Consider the following 26,184-nt stretch of genomic DNA (forward strand, 5'->3'; position numbering starts at 1 on the left):
CGTTATTTCTCACACAGCGGAGTAGGAAGTATCGGAACCTGCCCCATCCACCCCTCCACTCAGGAGGGCGTCTCGGGACAAGGAGGCTCCATTAGGAGGGCGCATTTCCTATCCACATTTAAGGTTTATCTATCATGTTGAATATCGAGCGACGTGCTTTGTCCTCTGTGTCAAGCGCCATTCCATTCCCTGAAGAAACACAAGCCCCCGACACCCCTCAAACTCAATCGACCCTATCGTCCCCCCCTGCGCGCACCAGCCTGATACCTTCCCGGAAAACCGGTTTGGTCGCCCAGTTGGCAGACAAAGAAAATTTGAAGTCACTGGGCCAAAAGCTCCAGCAGATTGCGGCGAAACTGGGTGAAGAGGCGCAGCCCTCAGCCGTCCTCGCCGCGCTGGGCAGCACCCCGCTGGATATTCACCCTGGATCTTCCTACGCTGAAGAAGCGGGTGGCAGTGTGACCCTGGAGACCTTCATCAAGAAGTTCCTGGGGTTGCCGTTGCCCAGTAGCCATGTCCAACTCACGGGCCTCGCGTCCACGGTGACCAGCCGCTCGCTGGAAAACCCGCTGGGCAACCTGAGCGGCGCGCTGTCCTGGCCGGTGCCCTTGAGCAAAGATGAACAACAACGCTTGCGTAACATCACCCTGAATCAAGAACATGCGCTGGGTGATAAGCCGTTATTGATGCAAACCAAAGGCGGTGTATTGGAGTTCCTGCGCTACCAGCAACCCATTACCACAGGGCCTCAGGATGATCCGGCTAAAATACTGCTGGCACTGATCCGTACCCCGCAGGCACAGTTGATGGGCAAAGACCTGCAGGAGCGAATGCAAGGCCTTGCCAGCGACAGCAGCGTGACCGACTACCTCTTGGCGGGCATCACATTGCAGTTGGACCCGGAGTCGATCACCGCTCCTCATCGCAATAAAATCGCCGGTTTCGATCTGGCCAGCAACCAGCACTGGGGTAAGCCTGCGTCCACTATCATCGATAACCTGTCCAATTGGCTGATCGATAAAGGCAAAACGTCCCCGGAAATGGCCAAGGTGGGGGCCTACCTGCTGTTGGCCGGCCGTGCGCCTGAGTACCTGATCAAGGACATCCCTTCCAGCGTGAAAGTCGGCAGTGCCCTGTGGGCCCAACTGACCATCGCCGCCGCAAAAATCGAAGCCCACACACCTGGTCGGGTTCCCGGCATGACCTATGCCGAAGTGCTGATAGCAGCAGAATCCTTACCGGCCAATACCTACGCCGTTCAAACGGCCCAGCGCGATGCCCTGATACTTTGGGGTGGGGCACGAAACCTGCTGGATCGCCATAACAGCGAACCTACACCTTCACAAATCGAACAGGTCAGGGTGGCTTACAACAACCATCTGAAAACGTTGACGGATATCTCGTCCTCCATACAGGTGCCTATCCCCAATCGCACGGAGATGGCGCTTGACTGCCTGAAAGCTGAGTTTCCCGACGTAGATCCGGCGGTTTTCGAAGCCCGAGTATTGGCCAAGCGTTACACCGGTGATGGCCGCGCTCCCAGCGGTGACCCGAGAATGCGCTCCATGCTCGATATTCTGCTGGAGGGGGAGCGTCTAGGGGAGAAATACGCATGGATCACCAACGACAAACGGCTTCCGATCACTGCATTCAATCGCTTTGCACGCACCGAAGAGTGTGACATCACCGCAAACTTCATGGACCAATATGAAAAGGCTATAACGGCACAAAAGAAAGGCCACCATGGGATGGTCAAACATCTGATTGGCGAGCTGCCATTGGAAGATCGCAAAAACTTTGAATTCGGCAAACTTGAATACTTCTACAACGATGAATACCGCAAAACAAAGAACGGCAGATTAGAGTTGGTCAAACGTGACCGTACCTTGTATGTGAAAACCACCCGAGAAGGTGTGGAAACCCTTTACCACATCAACACCAGCACCGGCAGTATCGAGAAAAAAAACGAGCTGATCTCAAATTTTCCTGGCCTGCTCCCCCTAGAAAAAACCAATAAGGCCGGGGAACAACTCCACGCGATATCAAGGCCTTATCACCCTTTCACTAACTCGCCCGCCCCTGACTCTGCAGAAAAACCTGGCAGTGATGCGATTCCCAATAGCTTCGACTCCAGCCGAACCAATGCGATTGCCAGTTTCTACCTGGAAAAAATGGACCTCGACCGCAAGGAGTTGCTCAATTACGCCAAGAGCGTTACTTCCTTCGAGCATGATCGGATGGGCGATAGTCAGGTGGGTGAGTTCCTGCTCAATTTGATCCCATTTCGGCCTGCCGTTAACAACATTCGGCAAGGCAACTACGGCGAGGCGGTATCTGACCTGGCCTTCGATATCCTCGGATTCCTCACTTTTGGCGTGGGCAAAGCTGCGCAAGCCGGCAATGCCGCGCTCAAGGGCGTGCGGACCTTGAGTGCTGGCGCCAGGGCCGTGAAGACAGCAAAGCTCTTCGGTGCAATGGCAATTGATTCACTCAACGTACTCGGCGGTCTGGTCGGCGGGATAACCGGGGTTGGGACCGTGCTACATAAAATTGCGACCAAGGGGCTCGAATGCGTGAACATGCTCAAAGGCGCAACCGGTAGTTATGACCTGCTTAAAGCCGCCAGTAAACAGGAGGGCATCGTCGCAACCGGCACCTACAAGGTTACAGAGCAGACGGTCGAAGGCGGCGCTGTGTTTCGAGAGGGCAAGTGGTACGCCTACGACCCTATCACGCAGAAGCCTTACGGAGCTGCACTGGTTGATTTCACACCTGCGACCGTTGCCGCCAATGGTCAGATAAACAGTAACTTTATTGACTGGATAGCCAGGTACGCCGCGCCCAATCCATCCACCAGTCGCGAGATATTCAGAGACACATTAGAGAGCGCCCAGAGAAATGATAGCGTTGCCTACATGCGAGGCTTTAACTCGGGCCGGGTCGAAGATGTCCCAGGCTACCACCCAACGATGAAGCAATCGGAGGTTAGGGATCTGGCAGTCACGAAGACCAATGATCCTGAGGCGGTAGGCACATTGGCCAAGGAAATACAGAAACGCATGGCGCACACTAGCCTTGAACATTACAAAGCTTTTCAAAATGAGATAGTTGCCCAAGGGGGTAAAGCCTACGCAATGCCGCAAAACCTCTACCTCAGCCAAACGGACCTGGCTTCTAATGGGGAGTGCGCAGCTATCGTGAATACCATGGCGCTGGCGATTCTGCACGGTCGCAGGGACCAGTTCATCAGTAACTTCATGAAAGCAGTTGGGAATGCTGACGACCCCAACGTAAAGGCTTTTCGTAAGCAACTGAACCAAATGCATCAGTTTCTGAGTAGTCAGTATCACGGTACGCAACCTTTCAGCCAATTGCCGTACACCGACATTATCGACAATCTCAGCAAGGCAACTCCTCCGACACTCTTGGCGATCAGTACCTAAGATCATGGGCTGCTCGCAGGCGTCACCCTGAACAAAAACAACGAGAAAGAATGGTTTTTCTTCAACCCCAACTTCGGGTTGGCGACGTTTGCGGATGAGGCCTCAATGCGCCGGGGGCTGGAGGTCTCTTTGAACAGTGGATGGGCCGCCGGCACGCTTAAACCCGTCGACGTTGCCAGCGGCGTACCAGAGTTCAACGTCAGTTATTTCAACGAACAGAGCTTTGTCAACACCGTGCCGTACAACGAGCCCTATCCGCTGATCACCGCAAATCTTTGACCTTCGTTTGAATCACTTGCGTCAATGGCATGGTTGCGCAGTGCCATTGACGTTCTTCCCTTTGTTCCCGCGACATTTGCTCGCATACCCTTCACAATGCCCCACCGCAACGGAACTTGCCGAGATCGGCGCGACTCATTAGAGAATGGTCTTTCAAGCGTTGAAGACACGCCCTTTATTTTTCAGGAATCTCCCTTATGTCCGCTGAAGCATCCACCATCCTTGTAGTCGAAGACGATGCCATCGTGCGCATGCTGATCGTCGATGTACTCGAAGAGTTGGAGTTCAAGGTGCTTGAGGCCGCTGACGCCGAAGAGGCACTCTCTATGGTGCAGGACACTAGCCAGGTGATCGACCTGATGATGACCGACGTCGGCCTGCCAGACATGAATGGCAGGGAGCTGGCGACCAAGGTCCGCGAACTGCGCCCCACCCTGCCTATTCTATTTGCCAGTGGCTATGCCGAAAATATTGATGCGACGTCCGGCATGCAGGTGATCGCCAAGCCATTTTCCATCGACCAACTACGTGACAAAGTCAAATCAATGCTTTGAGCCTGCCCCCTCCTTTAGTGATCTGTCCGCGTCGGCGAAGGGATTAACGTGACGTTCGGCCAATAAAACTGGAAACTCTGCGCCTTCACCTCACGCTCTTAGACAGAACTCAGGAAGGACGCAACAACATGATTGGAAAACCGACGCGCCTGCTGTTGGCGAGCCTCTCGATATTTATGAGTACCGGCGCCTGGGCTGACTTCACCGCCAGCCCGAGTGAAGCCCGGGCAATCGCCAAGGAAGCCTACCTGTACGGGTTCCCGGTGGTGCAAATGTACAAGACGCTCTACACCCAGGCCGTTGACAAGGGCGGCGCCCACTTCAAGGCGCCGTTCAACCATATCGGTAATACCGCGCAGGTATTGACCCCCAAGGACACCGCGCTCCCTAGCCCGAACGCCGACACACCCTACTCATTCGTATGGATGGACCTGCGCAAAGAGCCTCTGGTACTGACCCTGCCCAGGATTGAAGACGAGCGCTACTACTCGGTGCAGTTGATCGACCTCTATTCCCAGAACATTGCTTATCTGGGCACCCGCAGCACCGGTAACAACGGCGGTCACTACATGATTGCCGGGCCTGACTGGAAGGGTCAGCAACCGGTGGACATCGACCGCGTGGTCTACAGCGAAAGCAACATCGCCTACGCCCTGTACCGCACGCAACTGTTTGATGACAAGGACCTGGCCAAGGTCAAGCAAATCCAGAGCGGCTACAAAGTGCAGCCCCTGAGCAGCTATGTGAAGCAGCCTGCCCCGGCCAAGGTGCCGAAGATCGAATGGCCCAAGCCGACGGCGACCATGACCGAAGGCCCGCAACTGTTTCGCTACCTGAACTTCATGCTGGCCTTCGCCGCCCCACAGGACAGCGAAAAAGACCTGCTGGCGCGCTTTGCCAAAATCGGCATAGCGCCGGGTGCGCCGTTCAAGGTCAACCAATTGACAGCAGAACAGCGCAAGGCCCTGGAAGAAGGCATCGCCGATGGCCGGGCCGAATTTGCCGCGTTCAAAAAGGACAAACTCGACACTCATCAGGTTGCCCAGGCTGATCTGTTCGGTAGCCGCGACCGCCTGCAAAACAACTACCTGTATCGCTACGCCGGTGCCGAGCTGGGCATTTTCGGTCACTCCAGCGACGAAGCGGCTCACCTGACCTACGACGTCGACAGTGAGGGTAAGCCGGCCAACGGCGCACGCCACAGCTACACCGTGCATTTTGCCAAGGACCAGCTGCCACCGACCGATGCGTTCTGGTCGCTGACCCTGTACGACGCCAAGACAAAAATGCTGGTGCCTAACCACAAGAAACGCTATCTGATCAACTCGCGGATGTTATCGACCCTCCAGCGTGACGCCGACGGTGGCCTCACCCTGGCGCTGCAACACCACGAGCCACCGAAGGCCGAACAGAGCAATTGGCTGCCGGCCCCGCCCGGTCCGTTCTATGCGGTCCTGCGTATTTACCTGCCCAAGCCCGAGGTGGGTAACGGTCAATGGAAGCTGCCCCCGTTGACACCGCTGAAATAGCACCTGGGCTTGCCGAGGCTCAATGTTTTTTGAGCTTCACGTAGGACTGATGCAGGTCCGACGCCCAGCCATCAATGACGACTTTCACGTCGTCGGCCTTGAGCACCTGTGAGTCATTGGCCAATGGCTTGCCGGTGCCTTTGCGTACCACCTGAGCCACCACTTTGTTCGTGCCTCCGTCGAGGAACTGCGCCTCAGTGCCCAGCGTGGTCTCCTGATCGCGGATGCCCGTGCCGGTGCTGACTGCTGCGGCCACCAGCGCCACGGGGATAAACTCATAGGGCTTGAGGCTTTCGGTCTTGCTGCTCACGGCGGTAATCGCCGCACGCACCACGATCACGCCTGGGCCTGGAGCATTGGCCAGGGGCAGTGACTTGGCAAGTTCACGCCTGAGCGCCTGGTTGTAATAGTCGCTGATGCCCCGCAGGGTGCTGTCCGGAATCTTTGCGGTGGCCTGGGGTTTGGGATAGAACTGGGTAGGCTCGATGTACGCCGCGGTGTAGCGGCTCAAGTCCAACTGCGGATCGACCCAGCGCATCACCTCTGCCCCGGAGGGCGACTTGGCTTCCTTGAGCTGGCTGTAATTGGAGAGAAACCCTGAATACTCATCTGGTTGCGGCACCTTGCTGGCACAGCCTGCCATGCCGAGCGAGGCGACGCACAGTGTGCTGATCATGAGCCTTAATTTCATTGTTGAACTCCCTGGCGACCATCATCGTAAGAATGAGTTTTAGGTATAGCCAATACTTGGGCAATGCACCTGATTAAATGCAGAGCCTGTTTTCTTCTGTGCCGATCATGCGCGTTCGCGCGGGATCAGGCTCTGTAGCTGAGTGGCCAGGAAGTTGGCGTCGAAACCGAAGGTGTCCGGGTCTTTCAGGCCGTTGGTTTTCTTCCACAGCCAGTCGTGCTTATCCACCGGCAGGACCAGCGACACACTGCCGTGGCGAGCGGCGGTGAGGCCCATCACCGATACTGAAATCAAACCACCGACGCCCATCACATCCGGCACGAACTCCACGCTTTTGCCAGTGATGTGCACACTGAGTTTTTCGCTCTTGAAGGGTGAACTCTCCACCGGCACGCTCGGGCTGCTGGCGGTGTAAGCCTCACGCTGAACCTCCAGCAAACCTACGGTTTTTACCGGCTCCAGCCACTGTTCAATCTGGCCGAACAGCTCGCCAAGCTTCTGCGCCCAACGTGCTGATTGCAGGTCGAACTGCTGTTGTTTGTGTGCTTCGCTATCGGCGTAATGACGAAGCATCTCGCCCAGTTGCTGTACATCGTCCATTGCGGATTTCCTTGGGTGAGCCAGGTTGCCAAGCCTGATCATGGCAGATGCAGAGCATTACCGTATGGGTTAAAAACTGCTCCGGTGATTTTGTCGGCAACTGCGTATGACGAACCCACCGTCGATGAGTAAGGTTGTGCCCTACCCCCTTGTCCGGAGCATTGCATGCGCACCATCGGCCTTATCGGCGGCATGAGTTGGGAATCCAGCGCCGAGTATTACCGCCTCATCAACCAGCGCGTACGTGACCAGCTTGGCCCTTTGCGTAGCGCGCAGATTTTGCTGTACAGCGTGGACTTCGGCCCGGTGGAGCAGGCCCAGCACGCCGGGCGCTGGGACGATACCGCGCTGATCCTGGAGGACGCCGCGCGCCGTTTGCAGGCAGGGGGCGCCGAGTGCGTGGTGCTGTGTACCAATACCATGCACCTGGTGGCGCCGGGTATTGAGGCGGCGGTGTCGATTCCATTCCTGCATATTGCCGACGCCACGGCGGCCGCAGCCCTTGAGGCCGGAACCTTGACGGTGGGTCTGCTCGGTACCGCGTTTACTATGGAACAGGACTTCCTCAAATCCCGCCTCGCCGCCCAGGGCCTGACCGTGCTGATACCGGACGCGGAAGAGCGCAAGCAAGTGCACCGAATCATTTATCAAGAGTTGTGCGTGGGAGTCATCAGCGACGCTTCGCGCCAGGTGTATCAGCGGGTGATCCGGGCGCTCGCCGCGCGCGGCGCCCAGGCGGTCATCCTCGGCTGCACGGAAATCTGCCTGTTGATCCAGCCCGAACACAGCGCCCTGCCGCTGCTGGATACCACCGCGCTGCATGCGCAGGCTGCGGTGGCGTTTGCTCTAGCGGATTAAGCCGACTTGCGCAGGCGCGCCATGCTCAGGGTGTCGACAAACGCACCGTCACGCAGGGCGTAATCGCGCAACCGGCCCTCCACTTCGAAGCCGAACTTGCGATACAGGTGATGCGCGGCTTCGTTGTCGGCATACACCGTCAGTTCCACGCGGTGCAGGTTCATCCAGTTGTCGGCGACGTCCAGCGCGGCGGTCAACAGCCGCGAGCCGACGCCCTTGCCCTGCCAGGCAGTCGCCACGCCCATGCCGAATGAACCGACATGGCTCTGACGCACGCGCAGGTACTGTTCCAGGCCCAGTTGGCCAACCACTTCACCGCCATGTACTGCCACCAGCTGCATGCGCCGCTCGTTATCCATCACCAAACGCTTGCGCCAGGCTTCCACCGATTGGAAAGGCATTTGCAGCACCTGACGGCAGACCGCCGGTTCGTTGTAGAGCGCGGCGACGCCCTCAAGGTGGGCCTCGGTAAAGCGCTGGATCACGATATGGGGCTCAGGTGTGTGCATTGCGTTTCATCCTTTGAAAGACCAATGGCGGACCAGTGTAGGGGCAAAGTCAGCCGCCTGACGAGCCCGGCGTTTTCCCACACATCAACCAGCGCCATCCTGCATCTGAACGATGGCAGTCCAGCCGTGCAACATCGATACTCAACCCAGGCCCTGCCCCCTGACCCCAGGCCCCAGGCCCCGGCCTTCACCCTGTGACGAGAACAACAAAAAAAGTCCCACAGAGGAATACCTATGAGTCGCCTTGATCCCAATGGCCTGTTGCAGGCCTTCAGTACCCTGGCCCTGGATCTGCAGCGCCTGGCCCAACATCAAGACATCGAACATTTCCAGCACCATGCCCTGGCACGGCTGAGCCAGTTGCTGGCATTTGACAGTGCCTGGTGGGGGCGCGCGGCGGTGATTGACGGTATGCCGGAGGAGCACAACAGCTACCTGTACCATTTGCCACCACACTACCTGGCCGACTGGCAGTCGATCCGCCATCTGGACGTGACCGTCGGCCGAGTTCATGCGCGACCCGGCCAGGCCGTGATCATCGACATGCGCGACCCGGCCAATGGCAGCGCCTTGAATTGGCTGGGGCAGCGCCACGGCCTGGGCCAATTGCTGTGCGTGATCCATATCGACCCGCAAACCCACCTCAGCGACCACCTGACGCTATACCGCAAACCCGGTGCGCCCAGGTTCAACACCCATGACTGCCTGCTGCTCAATAATCTGATGTTGCATCTGGTGGCGGCAGTGTCTGCGAACCAGATCCGTACCTTGGTGGCCATGCGTGAAACCCTGACCAGCCCACGCAACCTCGCCTTGGCTGTATGCGACCCTCGAGGCGTATTGCAATGCGCCGAGCGCGGCTTTATCGACATTTTGCTCAGTGAGTGGCCGCGCTGGAGCGGCCCTACCCTGCCGGTACAACTGGATGAACGCGGCCATGCCGGCAAGCACATTCACATCCAGGTTTCGGCAGTGGGCGACCAGTTGCTGCTGGCGGCGCGCCTCAACCGTGCACTGCCCCAGTTGAGCCCGCGAGAGAACGACGTGGCCCAGGGGTTTGGCGAGGGCAAGACTTATAAGCAAGTGGCCCGCGACCTTGGCCTTTCACCCAATACGGTACGTCACCATCTGCGCGCCATTTACACCAAGCTAGGGGTAAACGACAAGGCGCGTATAGCGCACTTGGTACACGCCCCACCCGACTGATCCTCGCCCTTTCAACTTAAGACTTTGCCACGCTCGTTTTCACGGTCGCGGGCAGCTGTTGCCCGTTTTTTGGCTGCCGCTTACAAGAGATGCCTTGCCATGATTCATTCACCTCTATGCAAGATCACAGTGCTGCTTGGCGGCACGCTGCTCAGCCTCGACAGCCAGGCTGCCGACCTTAACGCTCGGGACTTTTTTGGCGCACCGGCGGGCACCAGCCTGGGGGTGGTGTACCTGCCCGCCACCCGTGCCGGCGATTTCCACGGGCCCGCCGACAGCACCGGCAAGGCCGACCTCAAGGTCAACGCCCTGGCCTACCGCCAGGTGTATTTCACCGACGCCTGCGGCACGCTGTGTACACCGCAGTTCATCCTGCCATTTGCCGACATTACGGCGCGCTTGCCCGGCACTGAGCAGCGCACCCGCGAGCGCGGCCTGGGCGATCCACAAGTGGGCGGCACGCTGTTTTTCATCAACGACCCGGCATCGCGCACCTACAGCGGCCTGTTGAGCCTGATCAGCGTGCCGCTAGGTGAGTACCACAGCCAGAACCCGGATGTGTCCCCGGGTGCCAACCGTTGGGGCGCCACCTTTGTCTACAACTACACCCAGGGCATCGGCGATAACTGGGTGCTGGAAGCCAACCTCGAAGCCCAGCTTTACGCCAAGAATGACGACTATTTTGGCAGCGAACTCAAGCAAGCTCCGCTGTACCGCCTGCAAGCCTTCGCGTCCTATGACTTCAGCGCCGCCACTTACGGGGCACTGCGCCTGATCCAGGCGGATGGTGGTGCGCTGCGCATCAACAATCGCCGTATCGACGATACCCACAAACGCTACACGCAACTGGGCCTGGAACTGGGGCATTGGCTCGACACCCAGAACCAACTGATGGTCAGCCTTTCGCAAAACGTCGCTGCCTCCAACGGCTATGCCGGGACCGAGGCATTGCTGCGTCTGGTCCATGTGTTCTGATCCCCATTCCTGGAGTTTGAAAATGCCTACTCAACCCTCTGCGGCAAAGGCACGGCTGGCAGCAATCGTGCTGTTTGCCGCCATCACCCCGACCATCCTGATGACCGCACCCGCCGTGGCCGCGCAGTTGGCCAGCGAATGGCAACTGAGCCCGGCACGCATTGGCGATTTGTTTTCCGTGGAGCTGGGCGCGATGAGCCTGGCGACCTTGCCTGCCTGGTGGTGGCTCAAGCGCGTTGACTGGCGCACCGCGGCCCTGATTGCAGCGCTGCTGTTTATCGTGGCCAATCTGTTGTCGATGCGCGCCGACACCTATGCAGCGTTACTGGCGCTGCGCTGTGCCAGCGCCCTGGCCGGCGGCTCATTGATGATCCTCTGCTTGGCCAGCGCCGCCACTACCGCCAATCCCAGCCGTGTCTACGGGCTGTGGGTGATGGGCCAATTAGTCGTCGGTGCACTCGGGCTGATCGTACTGCCGGGCTTGTTCGAGCGGTTTGGACTGAACGCCTGCTACCTGATCCTGGCAGGCTTGATGACCCTGTTGCTGCCTCTGGCCCGGGCGTTTCCCGCTGGCAATGCCACGGCACCGGCAAACCACGGCCCTTCATTGCCTGGCTCGCGCTGGAAAGCCGCGCTGGGGGTCGGCGCGGTCCTGGCCTTTTACATCAGCCTGGGCGGTGTCTGGACCTTTATCGGTGCCTTGGGCGCCAGTGTCGGGATTTCCCCGCAACACAGTGGTGAGGTACTCGCCATCGCAACCGTAATGGGCATTGCTGGCGCCGCGAGCGCGTCGCTGATTGGCGGGCGACTGCCCCGAGCAATTCTGTTGCTCGGGGGTTATGCGCTGATGGTGGCGGCTGTGCTGCTTTTGCTCGGCGAGCCAGCGCTGCTGCGTTTTGCCCTGGCGGCGCTGCTGTTCAAGTTCACCTGGACGTTCATCCTGCCGTTGGTGCTGGCCTGCCTGGCCGACCTTGATCACAGCGGCAAACTCATGAACGCCTCCAACCTGGTGATCGGCGGTGGCCTGGCCATCGGCCCGGCGATTGCCGGCCGCCTGATCGAGGCCAGCGGCGGGTTCACCCTCCTGCTGCTGGGCGCTGCCGTCATCACGTTGCTTTCCCTGGTGATGATCCTCACCAGCCGTCCCAACCACCTCACCGAACTGGAGCCGGTATGAACCGAACCACCGCATTTTTCTTCGATGAAATGAGCCTGTGGCACAGCGCAGGTGCGCACGCGCTGACATTACCCGTAGGCGGCTGGGTACAGCCGCCGGCTGGCAGCGGTCATGCCGAATCCCCGGAGACCAAACGCCGCTTGAAAAGCTTGTTGGATGTGTCTGGATTGACGCGTCATCTGCACCTGCTTAGCGCACCGCCGGCCAGTGAAGCAGACCTGCTACGGGTGCACAGCAGCGCTTATCTGCAACGCTTCAAGGCCCTGAGCGATGCTGGCGGCGGCGAGCTCGGCCCGCAGGCGCCGATTGGGCCGGGCAGCTACGAGATCGCGAAACTGTCTGCGGGCTTGACCATCGCCGCCGTAGACACGGTGCTCAAGGGTCAGGCGCACAATGCCTATTCCCTGTCTCGGCCGCCTGGGCATCACTGCCTGGCAGACAGCGCCATGGGCTTCTGCTTTCTCGCCAATATTGCCATTGCCATCGAAGCGGCCAAGGTCCATAACGGGCTCGGCAAAGTCGCAGTGATCGACTGGGACGTGCACCACGGTAACGGCACGCAATCAATCTTCGAGGAGCGCGCCGATGTGTTGACGGTTTCACTGCACCAGGACGCTTGCTACCCACCGGGCTACAGCGGCGAACGGGATCGTGGCCGGGGTGCCGGCCTGGGCGCCAACATCAATATCCCGCTGCCGCCGGGCAGTGGTCACGCAACCTATGCGCATACGATGGAACGCATTGTGCTGCCCGCCCTGGAGCGTTTCGAGCCAGAGTTGATCATCATCGCCTGCGGCTATGACGCCAACGCCGTCGACCCACTGGCGCGCATGTTGCTGCACAGCGAATCGTTCCGGCTGATGACCCGCAGCCTGCGCCAGGCAGCCGAGCGTTTGTGCCAGGGCCGCCTGGTGCTGGTGCATGAAGGCGGTTACAGCGAAGCCTACGTACCGTTTTGCGGGTTGGCGACCCTCGAGGAATTAAGCGGCGTGCGCACAGCGGTGCAAGACCCAATGCTGGAGTTTGTGCAATTGCAGCAACCCGGTGCGGCGCTGCAAGCGTTTCAGGAGCAGTGGGTGGAGCGGTTGGCGCAGGGGGTCAGCGATTAGCAGCAAGGCGCCACACCCGCGCAATATCCGCGGCGCGCTCGCGCAACAGGCGTGGCGCCTCGCTGCAGGCTTGTTCCAGGCTCATTGGTCCCGACGGTAGGGCAAATGCTGCATCCACACCGTGGGCATACATCTGCTCGTAACCGTCGCCCAAGGTGCCTGCGATCACAATGACCGGTACGCCGTGCTGGCTGGCGATGCGCGCAACCCCGAACGGGGTCTTGCCGCGCAGGGTCTGAGCGTCGAAGCGGCCTTCGCCAGTGATGACCAGGTCGGCGCCGCGTACGGCGTCTTCGAGGCCGACCAGTTCGGCGACCACCTCCACGCCCGGACGAAATTGCGCACCGAGGAATGCCTTGGCCGCGAAGCCCAGACCACCGGCAGCACCACTGCCGGGTTCGTCGCGCACATCCTTGGGCAGCACCTGGGCGCAGTGGTGGGCGAAATGGTCAAGGGCGGCGTCCAGTTGTGCCACCTGCTCGGGACTCGCACCTTTCTGCGGGCCGAAAATCGCTGAGGCACCGTGAGGACCGCACAGGGGGTTATTGACGTCAGCAGCGATCTCAAAACGCACCTGCGCCAAACGCGGGTCGAGCGTTTCAAGGCTAATACGCGCCAGACCCGCCAACGCCAGCCCACCCGGGGACAACGGCTGACTTTCTGCGTCAAAAAGTTGCACACCCAGGGCCTGCATCGCACCCGCCCCGCCATCGTTGGTAGCACTGCCGCCAATCGCCAGGATAATACGCTGCGCGCCCGCATCCAGGGCGGCGCAGATCAACTCCCCGGTGCCATATGTTGTCGTCGAACACGCGTCGCGCTGGCCGGGCGCGACCAGTTGCAAACCACTGGCCTCGGCCATCTCGATAATTGCGGTATGGCTGTCGGCCAACCAGCCCCAACGCGCCTCGACTTCGTCTCCCAGTGGGCCTCGCACGGTTTGCCGGCGCAACTGGCCATTGCACGCGGCAAGTACCGCATCCACCGTGCCCTCACCGCCATCGGCCATCGGGCATTCGACCAACTGCGCATCCGGCCAGACCTGGGCCAACCCTTCGGCAATGGCCTGGGCCGTGCCTGCGGCACTGAGGCTGTCCTTGAACGAGTCGGGGGCGATGATGATCTTCATGATGGGCTTTCTCCGGTTTTTATAATGCCCATGCTGCCAGTTGGCCTGGGCAATGACGCCGGTCCGATGCACAAGTGCAGGTGGGGTTTGTTGGTCATTTCTACAAAGCCTGCGCCTCCAGAGGCTGAGGCAACAACTGCACGCCCAGGTATAAGGTAAGCATACCGTCGAGGGTCAGCGGGTCGACGCCGCTGAGTTCGGCAATACGCTCCATGCGGTAACGCAAGCTGTTGCGGTGGATGCCCAAGGCATCGGCACACGCCTGGCTTTGCCCGTCGTGCTCGCACCAACTGCGCAAGGTCGCCAGCAGTTGCCCATTGCTATCCTTGGCCAGCACCTTGCGCAATGGGTTGAGCAGCTCGTCCAGCGCGTCGTCGTTGCGATGACGCCAGAGCATGACCGGCAGACGATAACGGGTGAGGGTCAATAGGCGTGTTTGCGGCAGGAGATCGCGGCCATAGGCAAGTAGATCACTGACCCTGCGGTAACAGCGGCGCAGCCCTGGCAAGCCATCCGCTTGCCCGCCAACCGCAACACGCAGGATAGTCCAACCCAGGCCGTCGAGCTTTTCCAGCAAACGCGGATTATCGACCTGCACAGCGGCAGGCCGGCACCACAGCAGGGAGAACTGCGCAGGGCTGACGCACCAACTGTCGGGATAGCGGCTGGTAAGCCAGGCACTCAAGGCTTCTGCCGATTGGCCCGGGCCCAGTTCGAACAGGTATGGCGTGCGCGCCAGATGCGGTTTGAGGCCCAGTTGCCGGGCTTCGTCCACCAGGCGGGGGGAGTCGCCATTGTCGGCCAGCAGCAAGGCCAGCAAATCATCGCAACGCTGGCGTCGCCATTGCTGCTCAGCTTGCTGATGGCGGTGGCTGACCAACATTTCAGCCGTCATACGCACCAGTTCGGCATAGGTGCGCAGGCCATCGGGTTCGCCGGTAATGCCCAGCACGCCGATCAGCCGCTGATCGTGCATAAGCGGCAGGTTAATGCCCGGTTGCACGCCCTTGAGGTGCTTGGCGGTCTGCCCGTCGATTTCCACCACCCGGCCATTGGCCAGGACCAACTGCGCCCCTTCGTGACGAGTATTGATACGCTCCGGCTCACCGCTGCCGAGGATCAGGCCCTGGCTGTCCATGACGTTGACGTTATACGGCAGGATTGCCATGGTGCGATCGACAATCTCCTGCGCCAAGTCATGATCCAACTCGAACATGGGGCTAATTTCCTGAAAAGACGGGTTGTTCACCGGCACAGCGCAAAGGCGGCTTCGCTGTGCGCCGGCACAAAGACAGTCGCCCATTACGTCGCCGAGACTGTTGGGGCGGTCAACGTTACCCTCGCGCCGCGAAAAATCATAATAAAGAGAGAATCCCATGCCACAGAGCGCCACTGCAGCACTGGCCAGCGATGACGATAAAAACGCCATCTACAAGCGCATCACCCTGCGCCTGATCCCCTTCATCTTTATCTGCTACCTGTTCAATTACCTCGACCGGGTAAACGTTGGCTTTGCCAAGCTGCAGATGCTCGATGCGTTGAAGTTCAGCGAAACCGTGTACGGCCTGGGCGCCGGGATTTTCTTTATCGGCTACGTGCTGTGCGGCGTGCCGAGCAACCTGGCACTCACCCGGTTCGGCCCACGGCGCTGGATCGCGTTGATGATGATCGTGTGGGGGACGCTGTCTACCTGCTTGCTGTTTGTGACCACGCCGACGCATTTCTACACCTTACGCCTGTTTACCGGTGCCGCTGAAGCCGGCTTCTTCCCCGGCGTGGTGCTGTACCTCTCGCAGTGGTTCCCGACCTTCCGCCGTGGGCGGATCATGGCACTGTTCATGTCGGCAATCCCGGTGTCCGGCTTGCTCGGCAGCCCGTTCTCTGGGTGGATCCTCAACCACTTCGCAGCCGGCCAAGGTGGCCTGGCGGGCTGGCAGTGGATGTTCCTGCTGCAGGGCATCCCGACTGTGATCCTCGGCGCCCTCGCCTACTTTCTGCTCAGTGACAGCTTCGCCAATGCCAAGTGGCTCAAGCCCCATGAGCGCGCAGTGTTGGAAGCCGACCAGGCCACGGACCTGGCGAACAAGCCCGCAACCACCAGCGATTCGCTGGCCGAAGTCTTCAAGAACCCGGCGATCTGGGCGTTCGGCCTGATCTACTTCTGCATCCAGAGCGGCGTGTATGCGATCAACTTCTGGCTGCCTTCGATCATCAAGAACCTGGGGTTCAGCGACAACCTGGTGATTGGCTGGCTCAGCGCGATCCCCTATTTGCTGGCGGCGGTGTTCATGCTGCTGGTGGGCCGCTCCGCTGACTTGCGCAAGGAACGCCGCTGGCACTTGGTAGTGCCGATGCTGATGGGCGCCATCGGCCTGGTGATTGCGGTTAACTTCGCCACCACCCCGGCCATCGCCATCCTTGGCTTGACCATCGCCACCATGGGTGCACTTACCGGCCTGCCAATGTTCTGGCCGGTGCCCACCGCCATGCTCAGTGCCGGTGCCGCAGCGGGTGGCTTGGCGTTGATCAACTCCATGGGGCAGATGGCGGGGTTTCTCAGCCCGTATATCGTCGGTTTTGTGAAAGATGCCACTGGTTCAACCGATGTGGCGTTGTACCTGCTGGCGGCGGTGATTGTGGGTGGGAGTATGTTGGCTTTGCGGATGACGCGTGCGCTCAAGGTTTAACCTCCATGGGACGGCGCAGATGCTCTTGGAAGGCGTGAGGGTGTTTGCGTCGGCACACGCTGCCTTGAATGGAATTAAAGGCTTGCTTTTTATACCTGTCACTTTTGACAGTATTCAAATTTTTGGATCGCATTTAGCCTTCACTGTGAATTCATTTCACTTCTTGAAGGGCTATCGAGATGATCAGTAAAACAGCACAGGGCACCCAAGGTAAGTTAACAGTCACAGTAGCAGGCGCGCACAACCTGACCTTCCAAGGTGACGCGGATAAAATGGATATGTACCAGGAGCCAAATGGAATATGGCATTTGGTGGCGACAAAACGTCTCTCTCCAGAGCCCAACCATTTTTATGGCATTGATATTTATCTTCCCGCTGAGCTACCGAGTGACGGGACCGAACACAGCTATAGCTTTGCCGATGGGCACGCCAGGTTGCTCTTTTCTGCGTATGAAAACTCGGGCATTTCTCCCTATTGGGCAACTGCCGGGGAGATAACAGTGTCATTCGACGGTGAACGGATGCAGGCGTCTTTCTCGGGTAAAGCGCAGTTTGGTAGCGATAAACAAATAACGCTGACAAAAGGTGATGTCGACCTGACAGGCGTGTCAATGGTTCACAGCGCCCAGTATCCGGCCAAGGGTGAACTGGACCTGACTTTCGAGGGTGGGCCGCTACCGGGTTCTTACTCTTTCAAAACCGACCTGCGGATTGATAGCTCCGACTTCGGGGGCCACCGCCCGGATCGCCGAATCTTCATGGGCGACTATTACGATGACGGCTTGCCGCGGACTCGGAATATTTTTGCCATCGTGGTCTATAACGACGCGAAGGGATTGATCCATGACCTGGCCGGCAATAATGACGTCCGCGTTCAGTTTCAACGACTCGACACTTATGGGACGGTGACAGCCCATGCTGGGGTGCTGAAACTGAACGAAGAAGTCACTGACGAGCATGGCTCGGGTGAGTTTGCCTGTTCCTTTCGAAGAAATGACGGGCCTGAGTTTACTGCCATAGGGACGTTTACACTGGACAAGGCCCGTCATTAACCAAAGGGCACCGGCGGTGGGCGGTTACAGCTGCCCGCCGCCGTCGATATCGATGATGCTTCCCGTTATAAAGCTGTTCTCCATGGCCAGCACATACCCCGCCGCCACTTCTTCAGCCTGCCCTACCCGGCCAACCGGCAATGCCCCGCCTGCGTTGGCAAACATCGCCACGCGCTGCTCTTGCGCCAACCCGGCATAGGCCGGGGTGTCAATCACGCCCGGGCTGATGACATTGACTCGACGTGGCGCCAGTTCCTTGGCCAGTTGCTTGCCCAATGCTTCGGTCGCAGCGTTGATGCCGGTCTTGATGAACTGCCCCGGTGCCAGCTTGCGCCCCAACTGACCGGAAGTCAGGCTGATGCTGCCGTGTTCATTCAGGAACGGCAGCGCCTGTTGAATCGCACGCAGCGCGCCCCAGAGTTTCACATTGAAATTTTCCTGGGCTTCGTCAAGGTCGGTTTCGATCAGGGGCTTGGCCCGCACCGAAGGGCCCGAGGTGTAGACCAGGTGGTCAAAATGCCCCACCGTTTCGAACAATCGCTGCAACGACGCGCTATCGGTGACGTCCACCGGTTCGCTGCGTGCGCCTTTCTCGATGCCGGAGGTCAAGCGACGCCCGGCCAGCACCACGTGCGCGCCGCGAGCAATGGCCGCCTGGGCCACTGCCGCGCCGATACCGCTGCTGCCGCCAATAACGATGACGGTTTTACCGCTCAGAGAAGAGACCATGTGCAAACTACCTGGATAAGAAAGTGAGCCTTCATCTTCACAGCTTGGCAATCGGTGAAAAATCCGGGTAAAACGACAAGATCTTTAAAGGATTTTTATCAATGGGCTCGATTCTCGACCTTGAAGTCTTTGTGCGCAGCGCCGACACCGGTAGCCTGACCGCTGCCGCCCGTAGCCTCGGCCTTACCCCAGCAGCGGCCAGTATTGCCCTCAAGCGTCTTGAAACCCGGCTCGGCATCCGACTGCTTGCCCGCTCCACCCGCAGCATGCGCCTGACCGAAGAAGGCCGGCGTTATCTGGACAGCGTGCGAGTGGCGCTGGAAGCCCTGTCCGAAGGCGAACATGCCATCAAGCAACAAGGCCAAAGCCTCAGTGGTTTATTGCAATTGGCCGCTCCCTCGGACTTTGGCCGCAATGTGCTGCTGGGCTGGCTGGATGAGTTCAAGCTCGAGCATCCGAACATCCGCCTGCAATTGTTACTCAACGACAGCAATGCCGATTTGTTTCGCGACACCGTCGATATCGCCCTGCGCTTTGGCGTGCCGAGGGATTCCAGCCTGGTGGCGCTGCCGGTGGTGCCCGGCCACCAGCGCATCGTCTGCGCCAGCCCCGACTACCTGGCGCGCTACGGTGCACCGCAGGTGCCTGCAGATTTGGCGCAGCACAGTACGCTGCGCTACATGCGCCGCGGGCAGGCCAATAGCACCTGGTATTTCCGCCAGGGCACACTGCTGCAGGAGGTCGAAGTCAGCGGCGACTACCTCAGCGATGACGGCGAAATCGTTCGGCGCTGGGCGCTGGCCGGCCATGGCATTGCCTATAAAGCCAACCTGGATGTGGCCCGAGACATCCAGGCCGGGCGGCTGGTGCCGCTGCTTCCCGACTGGCAAGGCGAACCCACGCCGTTCAACCTGATGTGCCCTCACCGTCTGCAAGTGTCGGAGCGGGTGAAAGTGCTGCATCGTTTTTTACAGGCCCGCTGCCAGACATTGCTGCGCGGATGAAGAAATGCGCCCAGGGCTTGTTCCAGAGCCGTCGGGTCTGGTATTGCATGACTCACATTTGCCTGCAATGAGGAGCTTTGCATGATTTACCGCACATTGGGCCAGTCCGGGTTGAAAGTCAGCGCACTGACGCTCGGCACCATGATGTTTGGCGAACAAACCAGCACCGAAGACTCGCTACGTATCATCGACAAGGCCTGGGACCAGGGTATCAATTTTATCGACACCGCCGACGTCTACACCGGCGGGCGCTCCGAAGAGATCGTCGGCGAAGCCATTGCGCGCAATCGCCAGGATTGGGTGCTGGCCACCAAGGTCGGCTTCGGCCCCGCCGATGGTTTGCCCAACCGCAGCGGGCTGAACCGCAAGCGCATCTTCAATGCGTTGGAAGCCAGCCTTGCGCGCCTGGATACCGATTACCTGGACATCTACTATCTGCACCGTGAAGATCACGACACGCCTTTGGAGGTAACCGTGTCGGCCATTGGCGACCTGATCCGCCAAGGCAAGATCCGCTACTGGGGCCTGTCCAATTATCGCGGTTGGCGCATCGCTGAAGTGATTCGCGTGGCCGAGCGCCTGGGGGTAGATAAACCCATTATCAGCCAGCCGCTGTATAACATCGTCAACCGCCAGGCCGAGGTCGAGCAAATCACAGCGGCGGCAGCCTATGGTTTGGGTGTAGTGCCTTACAGCCCGCTGGCACGTGGGGTGCTCAGTGGCAAGTACGCACCTGACGTTACACCTGAGCCAGGCAGCCGTGCCGCGCGCCAGGACAAGCGCATCCTGGAAACCGAATGGCGGGTGGAATCGCTACGCATCGCCCAGCTGATCCAGCAATACACCCAGGGACGTGGCGTGGGGATTGTAGAGTTCGCAATTGCCTGGGTGCTGAACAACGCGGCAGTGAGTTCGGCGATTGTGGGGCCGCGTACCGAGGCGCAGTGGGATGCCTACACTCGCGCGCTGGACGTAAACATCACGCCTGAGGATGAGGCCTTCATTGATTCGCTGGTCACGCCCGGGCACTCGTCCACTCCGGGGTTCAACGACGTGGGCCATTTTGTTTCCGGCCGCGTGGCGTTGCGAGCGGGCTGAAATCTGCCTGATAGCATGGAGATTAAAATGTGGGTGGGAGCAAACTCCCGCCCACATTCTATTTCTCGCAAAAAACGCCATACTCCCCTCCTGGAACTGGATATGAATCGGCTTTCGCGAGGACAGTGTGTCTAAAGGTGTTGTGTTATCGGTCTTGGCCTCGGTGTTGTTTGCCGTGATGTATTACTTCACGTCACTGCTCACACCGTTGAGTGGTCTGGAGATTTTCGGCTGGCGCATGTTGCTTACAGTACCGTGCATGACGGTGTTCATGATCGTCAGCGGCGAGTGGCGGCGGGTGTGGGAACTGTTGCGGATGTTGGCGGCCAAGCCGCGCCTGATCGCCGGGGTGCTGGTGTCTTCTGCCTTGCTCGGCGTGCAGTTGTGGCTGTTTATGTGGGCGCCGCTGAATGGGCGCAGCCTGGACGTTTCCGTGGGGTACTTCCTGCTGCCGCTGACCATGGTGCTCACCGGGCGCCTGGTCTATGGCGAGCGGTTGTCACGGTTGCAACAGATCGCCGTGGTGTTTGCCGCGCTGGGCGTACTGAACGAGTTGTATCAGGCTGGTGGTTTTTCCTGGGCAACGCTGGTGGTGATCATAGGCTACCCGGTGTATTTCGTGGTGCGCAAATACCTGACCACCGATCATTTGGGCGGGCTGTGGCTGGATATGGCGTTGATGCTGCCGGTGGCCTGGTGGTTTGTGCAGAGCGGCGAACAGGGTTTTGCGGTGCTCGATGTGCATCCCAAGCTATACGGGTTGATTCCGATGCTGGGCTTGATCAGCGCTTCGGCGCTGGTGAGCTACATCATTGCCAGTCGCTTGCTGGCCTTCAGCCTGTTCGGGCTGCTGAGCTACGTAGAACCGGTGCTGCTGCTGGCGGTGGCCCTGCTGTTGGGCGAAGGCATCCAAGGCGGGCAATGGCTGACCTATATCCCGATCTGGCTGGCGGTGATGGTCCTGGTGTATGAAGGGTTCAAACATCTAGTGCGTCAGCACCGAGCTTGAGTGGCTGGATGGAAGTGGCGCAATGGCGTGGGGTATCCATTCCCCTCTGTCGAGTCAGGTCCTGACTTCGGTCGTCGGTAATTCAGGCGTACCTACGCTTTGTTCAATGACGTCGGCTGTGTTCTCCAACCTTTTCCTCCACTTACCGTAATGGGGGATGTTGCTCTGGATTTGACTGCCCACCCTTTCCAAGTTGGCATCCATCTCTGCCTTATCAACACCAAACACCTTGCCGACACGATTGTCGTGATTCAATTCAAGCAGCGTTCCTTTGATGGGGTCTTTCAGGATGGTTTCGATGGAATTCGCCACGTTGTCAGAAAGACCCAGCGCTTTCAACGCGGTGGCGAGGCCATGCCCAGGACTTCTGAGTTGCTTCAGGAACTCGTCGTAAAGACCCATTAGGTCATTAGCGCGCACGTTGTCCAGGGAGACACTGGTTATTTTCTTGCGGAACTCGTTGAAGGTCATGGGTTCAAGCGGTTTGTTTTGGTTCAACCCGTTTTGGACGAAATAAAATCTCCTCGCCTTGGCGTCCTTTTTTTGGCCGCCGCCTTGCAAGTTTCCATAAGCGTCGTAGCTATAGACGATGGCTTCTCCATCTGGCCGATACCCGACATAAAACGCCTTTCCATCTGGTTCCAGTTTATAGAGCTGCGTTCGCACCAGCCCGTCGACCTGAGCGGGTGGGACCGAGGCGTCTTTGTTCAACCGCTCGAAAATATCCCCCCGCTCATGGCCGAAACTACCCACGACCGCATTAATATCGCCAGCCGCGAACTCGCCGAACTGCTTGTTGACCCGTTCCTGCTGTTTGGGTGCTTCAGGATTGGAAAAATGCTGGGTAAATCGCTTTCGCTCAGTCGGGTCATTGGCTACGTCCTTGAGCCAGGCCGTCATTTCCTCTGCATCCTTGAACTCATGAAACGAGGTCACGTCATCTTCCGGCATATACAGGACGAGATTAGGCCCATCTTCGGTAGGCGGCACCCGCTTGATCACCATCATGTCATTGGACTGGGCGCCATCAACCGCGAATGTCGAGACCTGCACTCCGGGCGCACCCGGTTTGTTGGGTGAGACCACAGCCTTCACCAACTGATAACCCTCGGCACTGAGGGTGTCGCCCAGGAACTCGGTTTCGCCATCATCCAGAAACTTCTTACGCGCCTGATTGACCAGGTCTGCATCATCGGATGAACGCACATAGCGAACTGGCTCGGTCTGTTCCGCTGGTAGGCTGGGCTCGATCGGGCGTTGAGGGGTAGGACAATTCACATTCATAAGCGGACCTCTTCGGAATGGAAGCGCAGGTTTTTCTGCACTCCTCGCCTCTATGTGATATTTGAAAAACCATCTGTTCCTATTCCACCGCCCGGCAATTACAACCCGATATAACAGACACGAAAAAGCCCGGTAAAAACCGGGCTTTTTCGTTATCCATTGAATTACTCGGCAGTCAGTACGCCGCGACGCACCTGGTCGCGCTCAATCGACTCGAACAGCGCCTTGAAATTGCCTTCGCCAAATCCATCGTCGCCCTTGCGCTGAATGAACTCGAAGAACACCGGCCCCATCAGGGTTTCCGAGAAGATCTGCAGCAGCAGGCGCTTATCGCCTGCAATCGAGGAGCCATCCAGCAGGATGCCGCGCGATTGCAGCTGGTCTACCGGCTCGCCGTGGTTCGGCAGGCGGCCTTCCAGCATTTCGTAGTAAGTGTCTGGCGGTGCGGTCATAAAGCGCATGCCGATCTTCTTCAACGCGTCCCAGGTTTTGACCAGGTCGTCGGTGAGGAACGCCACGTGTTGAATGCCTTCGCCGTTGAACTGCATCAGGAACTCTTCGATCTGCCCGGCGCCCTTGGACGATTCTTCGTTCAACGGGATGCGAATCTTGCCATCCGGTGCGCTCATGGCCTTGGAGGTCAGGCCAGTGTATTCGCCCTTGATGTCGAAATAGCGCGCTTCGCGGAAGTTGAACAGTTTTTCGTAGAAGTTGGCCCAGTAGATCATGCGTCCGCGATAGACGTTATGGGTCAGGTGGTCGATGACCTTGAGGCCGGCGCCTACCGGATTGCGGTCAACGCCTTCGAGATAGACGAAATCGATGTCATAGATCGAGTTACCTTCGCCGAAGCGGTCGATCAGGTACAGCGGCGAACCGCCGATACCCTTGATCGCCGGCAGGTTCAGTTCCATCGGCCCGGTTTCAATATGAATCGGCTGGGCGCCCAGTTCCAGGGCCCGGTTGTAGGCTTTTTGCGAGTCCTTGACGCGGAATGCCATGCCGCACACCGACGGCCCATGTTCGGCCGCGAAGTAGGCGGCGAGACTGCCGGGTTCGTTGTTGAGGATCAGGTTGATCTCGCCCTGGCGATACAGGTGCACGTCCTTGGAACGGTGGGTCGCCACCTTGGTGAAGCCCATGATCTCGAAGATCGGCTCCAGCGTGCCAGGCGTCGGCGATGCGAATTCGATAAATTCAAAGCCCATCAGGCCCATCGGGTTTTCATATTGGTCGGTCATTTCGATGCCTCATCATTCTTGTAGGTAGCAATTGATCAGTTGCGAGCAAGGATGAGGTTCGAGGGTGGCGCACAGGAAAGACCCCGCACGCTGCGGGCGAGGAAGTCACCAAAGATGAGGGGGGAGCCGAGTAGCTTCATGGTGTCATCAGTCTCTGACGGCCGAGGCTTGCGTGAGCGCAAGTCCATATTCTTGTATGCGTAAACCGATTCTACACAGCGTAAACAGATTTGTCCGTACTCTTATCAAATCCCCATTGCCCTGCTTCGTGCAAGAGGTTTGTAGCAAGCGCGCCGGCTGGTTGAGCACCTGGGACACGCGTGAATAGGCCCTCAGCCCAGAATCAACAATCGGTAGCGAGCGTACTTGAGCAATGCCATCTATCATCGGCACATACCCTTTTTTTTCAGCGACTGACTGTCCCTATGCCCCTGACCTCCAAAGGCCCACGAGGCCGAGCCACACGTTACGTCATCAGCGCAACCTGTGGACTGCTCCCGATTCTGCTGGGGGTCGCGATTCTTTACTGGCAAGCTGAACGCACACTTGAACAAAGCACCACACAAACGGCTCAGGAAGCAGTGCGCCAGTTCGATTTGATGCTCGACAATACCGCCCTCGCCGACCGGGATTTGCTGCCATTGGCAGGCAAACCGTGCGATAACGCGGCGAAACTGGCGCTGCGCGAACAGGTCACGCGCCGGCCGTTCGTACGCGCCACCACGTTGTCCTGGCAGAAAAACATTTATTGCAGCTCACTGTTTGGCGGCGACTACCAATCGCCGGTCAACCCGGACGACTATGTGGATGGCCGGTTGTGGTTGATGAATGGCAACCCTGTCACGCCAGATACTGCGTTACTGGTTTACCGCCTGGTGGAGGGTGAGCAAGGCGCGTTTGCCTCGATCGACAGCTACCACCTCACCAATGCCTTGCGCCTGATCAGTCGTTACGCCTATTTGGTGCTGCAAGTCGGGCCCAATTGGCTGGATGCCGACGGCAAAGTGCATAACGACGCAGTGCCCGTGTTCGCCGTGGCGCATCATCACCTGGCGTCGGCGCGCTATCACTACAGCGTCGAGGCCGGGATGCCTGCCGGGGAAACCTGGCGTTATATGCAGGCCCGCTATCCGGCGGTGTTCAGCCTGGTGGCGTTCTTTGGTGTGCTGGCTGGCATCCTCGCCCATTGGCTGCAAAAACGCTCGTCGGCACCCACCCACGAACTGCAACGTGCATTAAGCGCCAACGAATTTATCCCGTACTTCCAACCCGTGGTGCGCGGTGATACGCGTCAGTGGGCCGGTTGCGAAGTGCTGATGCGCTGGAAACATCCCAAAGAGGGCCTGGTGCGGCCAGATTTGTTTATTCCCCTGGCCGAAGACTCCGGCCTCATCGTGCCGATGACCCGCGCCCTGCTGCGCCAGACCGCCGCGCAACTGGCGCCCCATGCCGAACGCTTCAACCCCGGTTTTCATATTGGCGTGAACATTACCGCGCGGCATTGCCAGGACCTCGAACTGGTGAACGATTGCCAGGAGTTTCTCGCAGCCTTCCCGCCCGGCCAGGTCACCTTGGTACTGGAGCTGACCGAACGCGAGCTGATCGAGCCCACCGAGACCACCCGCAGACTGTTTGACGCCCTGCATCAGTTGGGGGTGATGATCGCGATCGATGACTTCGGCACCGGCCATTCCAGCCTCGGTTACTTGCGCAACTTCAATGTCGACTACTTGAAGATTGATCAGAGCTTTGTCGCCATGATCGGTGTGGATGCACTGTCACGGCATATTCTGGACAGCATCATAGAACTGTCAGCCAAGCTTGACCTTGGCATTGTTGCCGAAGGCGTGGAAACAGCAGAACAGTGTGAATACCTCGTCGCCCAAGGTGTGGATTTCTTACAAGGTTACCTGTTCGGCAAGCCGCTACCCTGCGATGAGTTCATTAAATCGTTAGGCAACCGATGAAAGATTGTTATTTGGACAGAAGACATGATTTACTCCAGAGGGATTAACTACTAC

At 58.8% G+C, this 26,184-nt stretch carries 23 protein-coding genes; 15 read left to right on the forward strand and 8 right to left on the reverse strand.

Annotated elements, in window-relative coordinates; translation table 11 throughout:
- The first annotated feature begins 134 nt into the window (after positions 1 to 134).
- From J1G33_RS15005 to J1G33_RS15020, 4 genes are all read left to right on the forward strand, one after another.
- Positions 135 to 3,443, forward strand: coding sequence for a hypothetical protein (locus tag J1G33_RS15005; protein ID WP_223018325.1), 3,309 nt, complete (start codon positions 135 to 137; stop codon positions 3,441 to 3,443).
- Between the two features lie 129 nt (positions 3,444 to 3,572).
- Positions 3,573 to 3,722 carry a hypothetical protein gene (locus J1G33_RS15010; protein ID WP_223018326.1) on the forward strand — a complete coding sequence of 50 codons (150 nt, stop codon included), beginning with the start codon at positions 3,573 to 3,575 and terminating at the stop codon, positions 3,720 to 3,722.
- Between the two features lie 197 nt (positions 3,723 to 3,919).
- The gene (locus J1G33_RS15015) at positions 3,920 to 4,276 is read left to right on the forward strand and encodes a response regulator (RefSeq protein WP_216091395.1); all 357 of its coding nucleotides are present in this window, start codon (positions 3,920 to 3,922) and stop codon (positions 4,274 to 4,276) included.
- Positions 4,277 to 4,404: 128 nt separating this feature from the next.
- Positions 4,405 to 5,805, forward strand: coding sequence for a DUF1254 domain-containing protein (locus J1G33_RS15020; RefSeq protein WP_223018327.1), 1,401 nt, complete (start codon positions 4,405 to 4,407; stop codon positions 5,803 to 5,805).
- A gap of 19 nt (positions 5,806 to 5,824) precedes the next feature.
- On the opposite strand, the gene J1G33_RS15025 is transcribed toward J1G33_RS15020, so the two are convergent.
- Both J1G33_RS15025 and J1G33_RS15030 read right to left on the reverse strand, forming a co-directional pair.
- Entirely contained in the window at positions 5,825 to 6,496 is a 672-nt protein-coding gene (locus J1G33_RS15025; protein WP_005788271.1) for a DUF3313 domain-containing protein, read from the reverse strand.
- Positions 6,497 to 6,601: 105 nt separating this feature from the next.
- Positions 6,602 to 7,096, reverse strand: a complete 495-nt coding sequence (locus J1G33_RS15030; RefSeq protein WP_032875395.1) for a hypothetical protein — start codon at positions 7,094 to 7,096, stop codon at positions 6,602 to 6,604.
- A 165-nt stretch (positions 7,097 to 7,261) separates the two neighbouring features.
- Here J1G33_RS15030 and J1G33_RS15035 point away from each other — a divergent pair, with 165 nt between their 5' ends.
- Entirely contained in the window at positions 7,262 to 7,954 is a 693-nt protein-coding gene (locus J1G33_RS15035; RefSeq protein WP_103735153.1) for an aspartate/glutamate racemase family protein, read from the forward strand.
- On the opposite strand, the gene J1G33_RS15040 is transcribed toward J1G33_RS15035, so the two are convergent.
- Positions 7,951 to 8,463, reverse strand: a complete 513-nt coding sequence (locus tag J1G33_RS15040) for a GNAT family N-acetyltransferase (RefSeq protein WP_223018328.1) — start codon at positions 8,461 to 8,463, stop codon at positions 7,951 to 7,953. The two genes, J1G33_RS15035 and J1G33_RS15040, sit on opposite strands and share 4 nt — an antisense overlap.
- 234 nt (positions 8,464 to 8,697) lie before the next feature.
- Here J1G33_RS15040 and J1G33_RS15045 point away from each other — a divergent pair, with 234 nt between their 5' ends.
- From J1G33_RS15045 to J1G33_RS15060, 4 genes are all read left to right on the forward strand, one after another.
- On the forward strand, positions 8,698 to 9,669 hold the full coding sequence (locus J1G33_RS15045) for a LuxR C-terminal-related transcriptional regulator (protein WP_223018329.1): 972 nt from the start codon (positions 8,698 to 8,700) through the stop codon (positions 9,667 to 9,669).
- Between the two features lie 99 nt (positions 9,670 to 9,768).
- The gene (locus J1G33_RS15050) at positions 9,769 to 10,644 is read left to right on the forward strand and encodes a transporter (protein WP_223018330.1); all 876 of its coding nucleotides are present in this window, start codon (positions 9,769 to 9,771) and stop codon (positions 10,642 to 10,644) included.
- Between the two features lie 22 nt (positions 10,645 to 10,666).
- Positions 10,667 to 11,821: an MFS transporter gene (locus tag J1G33_RS15055; RefSeq protein ID WP_223018331.1), complete on the forward strand. Its 1,155-nt coding sequence runs from the start codon at positions 10,667 to 10,669 to the stop codon at positions 11,819 to 11,821.
- The gene (locus J1G33_RS15060) at positions 11,818 to 12,930 is read left to right on the forward strand and encodes a class II histone deacetylase (RefSeq protein WP_223018332.1); all 1,113 of its coding nucleotides are present in this window, start codon (positions 11,818 to 11,820) and stop codon (positions 12,928 to 12,930) included. Before J1G33_RS15055 ends, J1G33_RS15060 begins: the two co-directional genes overlap by 4 nt.
- Here the strand turns inward: J1G33_RS15060 and J1G33_RS15065 are convergent.
- Entirely contained in the window at positions 12,920 to 14,059 is a 1,140-nt protein-coding gene (locus J1G33_RS15065; protein WP_223018333.1) for a glycerate kinase, read from the reverse strand. The genes J1G33_RS15060 and J1G33_RS15065 overlap by 11 nt on opposite strands.
- 100 nt (positions 14,060 to 14,159) lie before the next feature.
- Positions 14,160 to 15,275, reverse strand: coding sequence for a sugar diacid recognition domain-containing protein (locus tag J1G33_RS15070; protein WP_032875418.1), 1,116 nt, complete (start codon positions 15,273 to 15,275; stop codon positions 14,160 to 14,162).
- A 160-nt stretch (positions 15,276 to 15,435) separates the two neighbouring features.
- Here J1G33_RS15070 and J1G33_RS15075 point away from each other — a divergent pair, with 160 nt between their 5' ends.
- Positions 15,436 to 16,746 (forward strand): MFS transporter, encoded by a 1,311-nt coding sequence (locus J1G33_RS15075; protein WP_032875421.1) that lies wholly within the window; start codon positions 15,436 to 15,438, stop codon positions 16,744 to 16,746.
- Positions 16,747 to 16,925: 179 nt separating this feature from the next.
- The gene (locus tag J1G33_RS15080; protein ID WP_032875424.1) at positions 16,926 to 17,798 is read left to right on the forward strand and encodes a hypothetical protein; all 873 of its coding nucleotides are present in this window, start codon (positions 16,926 to 16,928) and stop codon (positions 17,796 to 17,798) included.
- 24 nt (positions 17,799 to 17,822) lie between these two features.
- Here J1G33_RS15080 and J1G33_RS15085 read toward each other — a convergent pair whose 3' ends face one another.
- On the reverse strand, positions 17,823 to 18,527 hold the full coding sequence (locus J1G33_RS15085) for an SDR family oxidoreductase (RefSeq protein WP_223018334.1): 705 nt from the start codon (positions 18,525 to 18,527) through the stop codon (positions 17,823 to 17,825).
- Positions 18,528 to 18,628: 101 nt separating this feature from the next.
- On the opposite strand from J1G33_RS15085, the gene J1G33_RS15090 reads away from it, so the two are divergent.
- The 3 genes from J1G33_RS15090 to rarD all read left to right on the forward strand — a co-directional run bounded on the left by J1G33_RS15090 (position 18,629) and on the right by rarD (position 21,638).
- Positions 18,629 to 19,531 (forward strand): LysR family transcriptional regulator, encoded by a 903-nt coding sequence (locus J1G33_RS15090; protein ID WP_078821340.1) that lies wholly within the window; start codon positions 18,629 to 18,631, stop codon positions 19,529 to 19,531.
- Between the two features lie 81 nt (positions 19,532 to 19,612).
- Positions 19,613 to 20,629 carry an aldo/keto reductase gene (locus J1G33_RS15095; RefSeq protein ID WP_005788244.1) on the forward strand — a complete coding sequence of 339 codons (1,017 nt, stop codon included), beginning with the start codon at positions 19,613 to 19,615 and terminating at the stop codon, positions 20,627 to 20,629.
- Between the two features lie 127 nt (positions 20,630 to 20,756).
- Positions 20,757 to 21,638, forward strand: a complete 882-nt coding sequence (gene rarD / locus J1G33_RS15100) for an EamA family transporter RarD (protein WP_032875435.1) — start codon at positions 20,757 to 20,759, stop codon at positions 21,636 to 21,638.
- Between the two features lie 54 nt (positions 21,639 to 21,692).
- On the opposite strand, the gene J1G33_RS15105 is transcribed toward rarD, so the two are convergent.
- Together J1G33_RS15105 and hppD are read right to left on the reverse strand one after the other, a co-directional pair.
- The gene (locus J1G33_RS15105) at positions 21,693 to 22,922 is read right to left on the reverse strand and encodes a DUF6543 domain-containing protein (RefSeq protein WP_223018335.1); all 1,230 of its coding nucleotides are present in this window, start codon (positions 22,920 to 22,922) and stop codon (positions 21,693 to 21,695) included.
- A gap of 164 nt (positions 22,923 to 23,086) precedes the next feature.
- Complete coding sequence (hppD, locus tag J1G33_RS15110; RefSeq protein ID WP_032875438.1) at positions 23,087 to 24,163, reverse strand: 4-hydroxyphenylpyruvate dioxygenase; 1,077 nt, start codon at positions 24,161 to 24,163, stop codon at positions 23,087 to 23,089.
- Positions 24,164 to 24,588: 425 nt separating this feature from the next.
- Here hppD and J1G33_RS15115 point away from each other — a divergent pair, with 425 nt between their 5' ends.
- Positions 24,589 to 26,130: an EAL domain-containing protein gene (locus J1G33_RS15115; RefSeq protein ID WP_223018336.1), complete on the forward strand. Its 1,542-nt coding sequence runs from the start codon at positions 24,589 to 24,591 to the stop codon at positions 26,128 to 26,130.
- Positions 26,131 to 26,184: the final 54 nt, after the last annotated feature.

This window comes from Pseudomonas sp. P867 (genome assembly GCF_019891455.1).
GTDB lineage: Bacteria > Pseudomonadota > Gammaproteobacteria > Pseudomonadales > Pseudomonadaceae > Aquipseudomonas > Aquipseudomonas synxantha_A.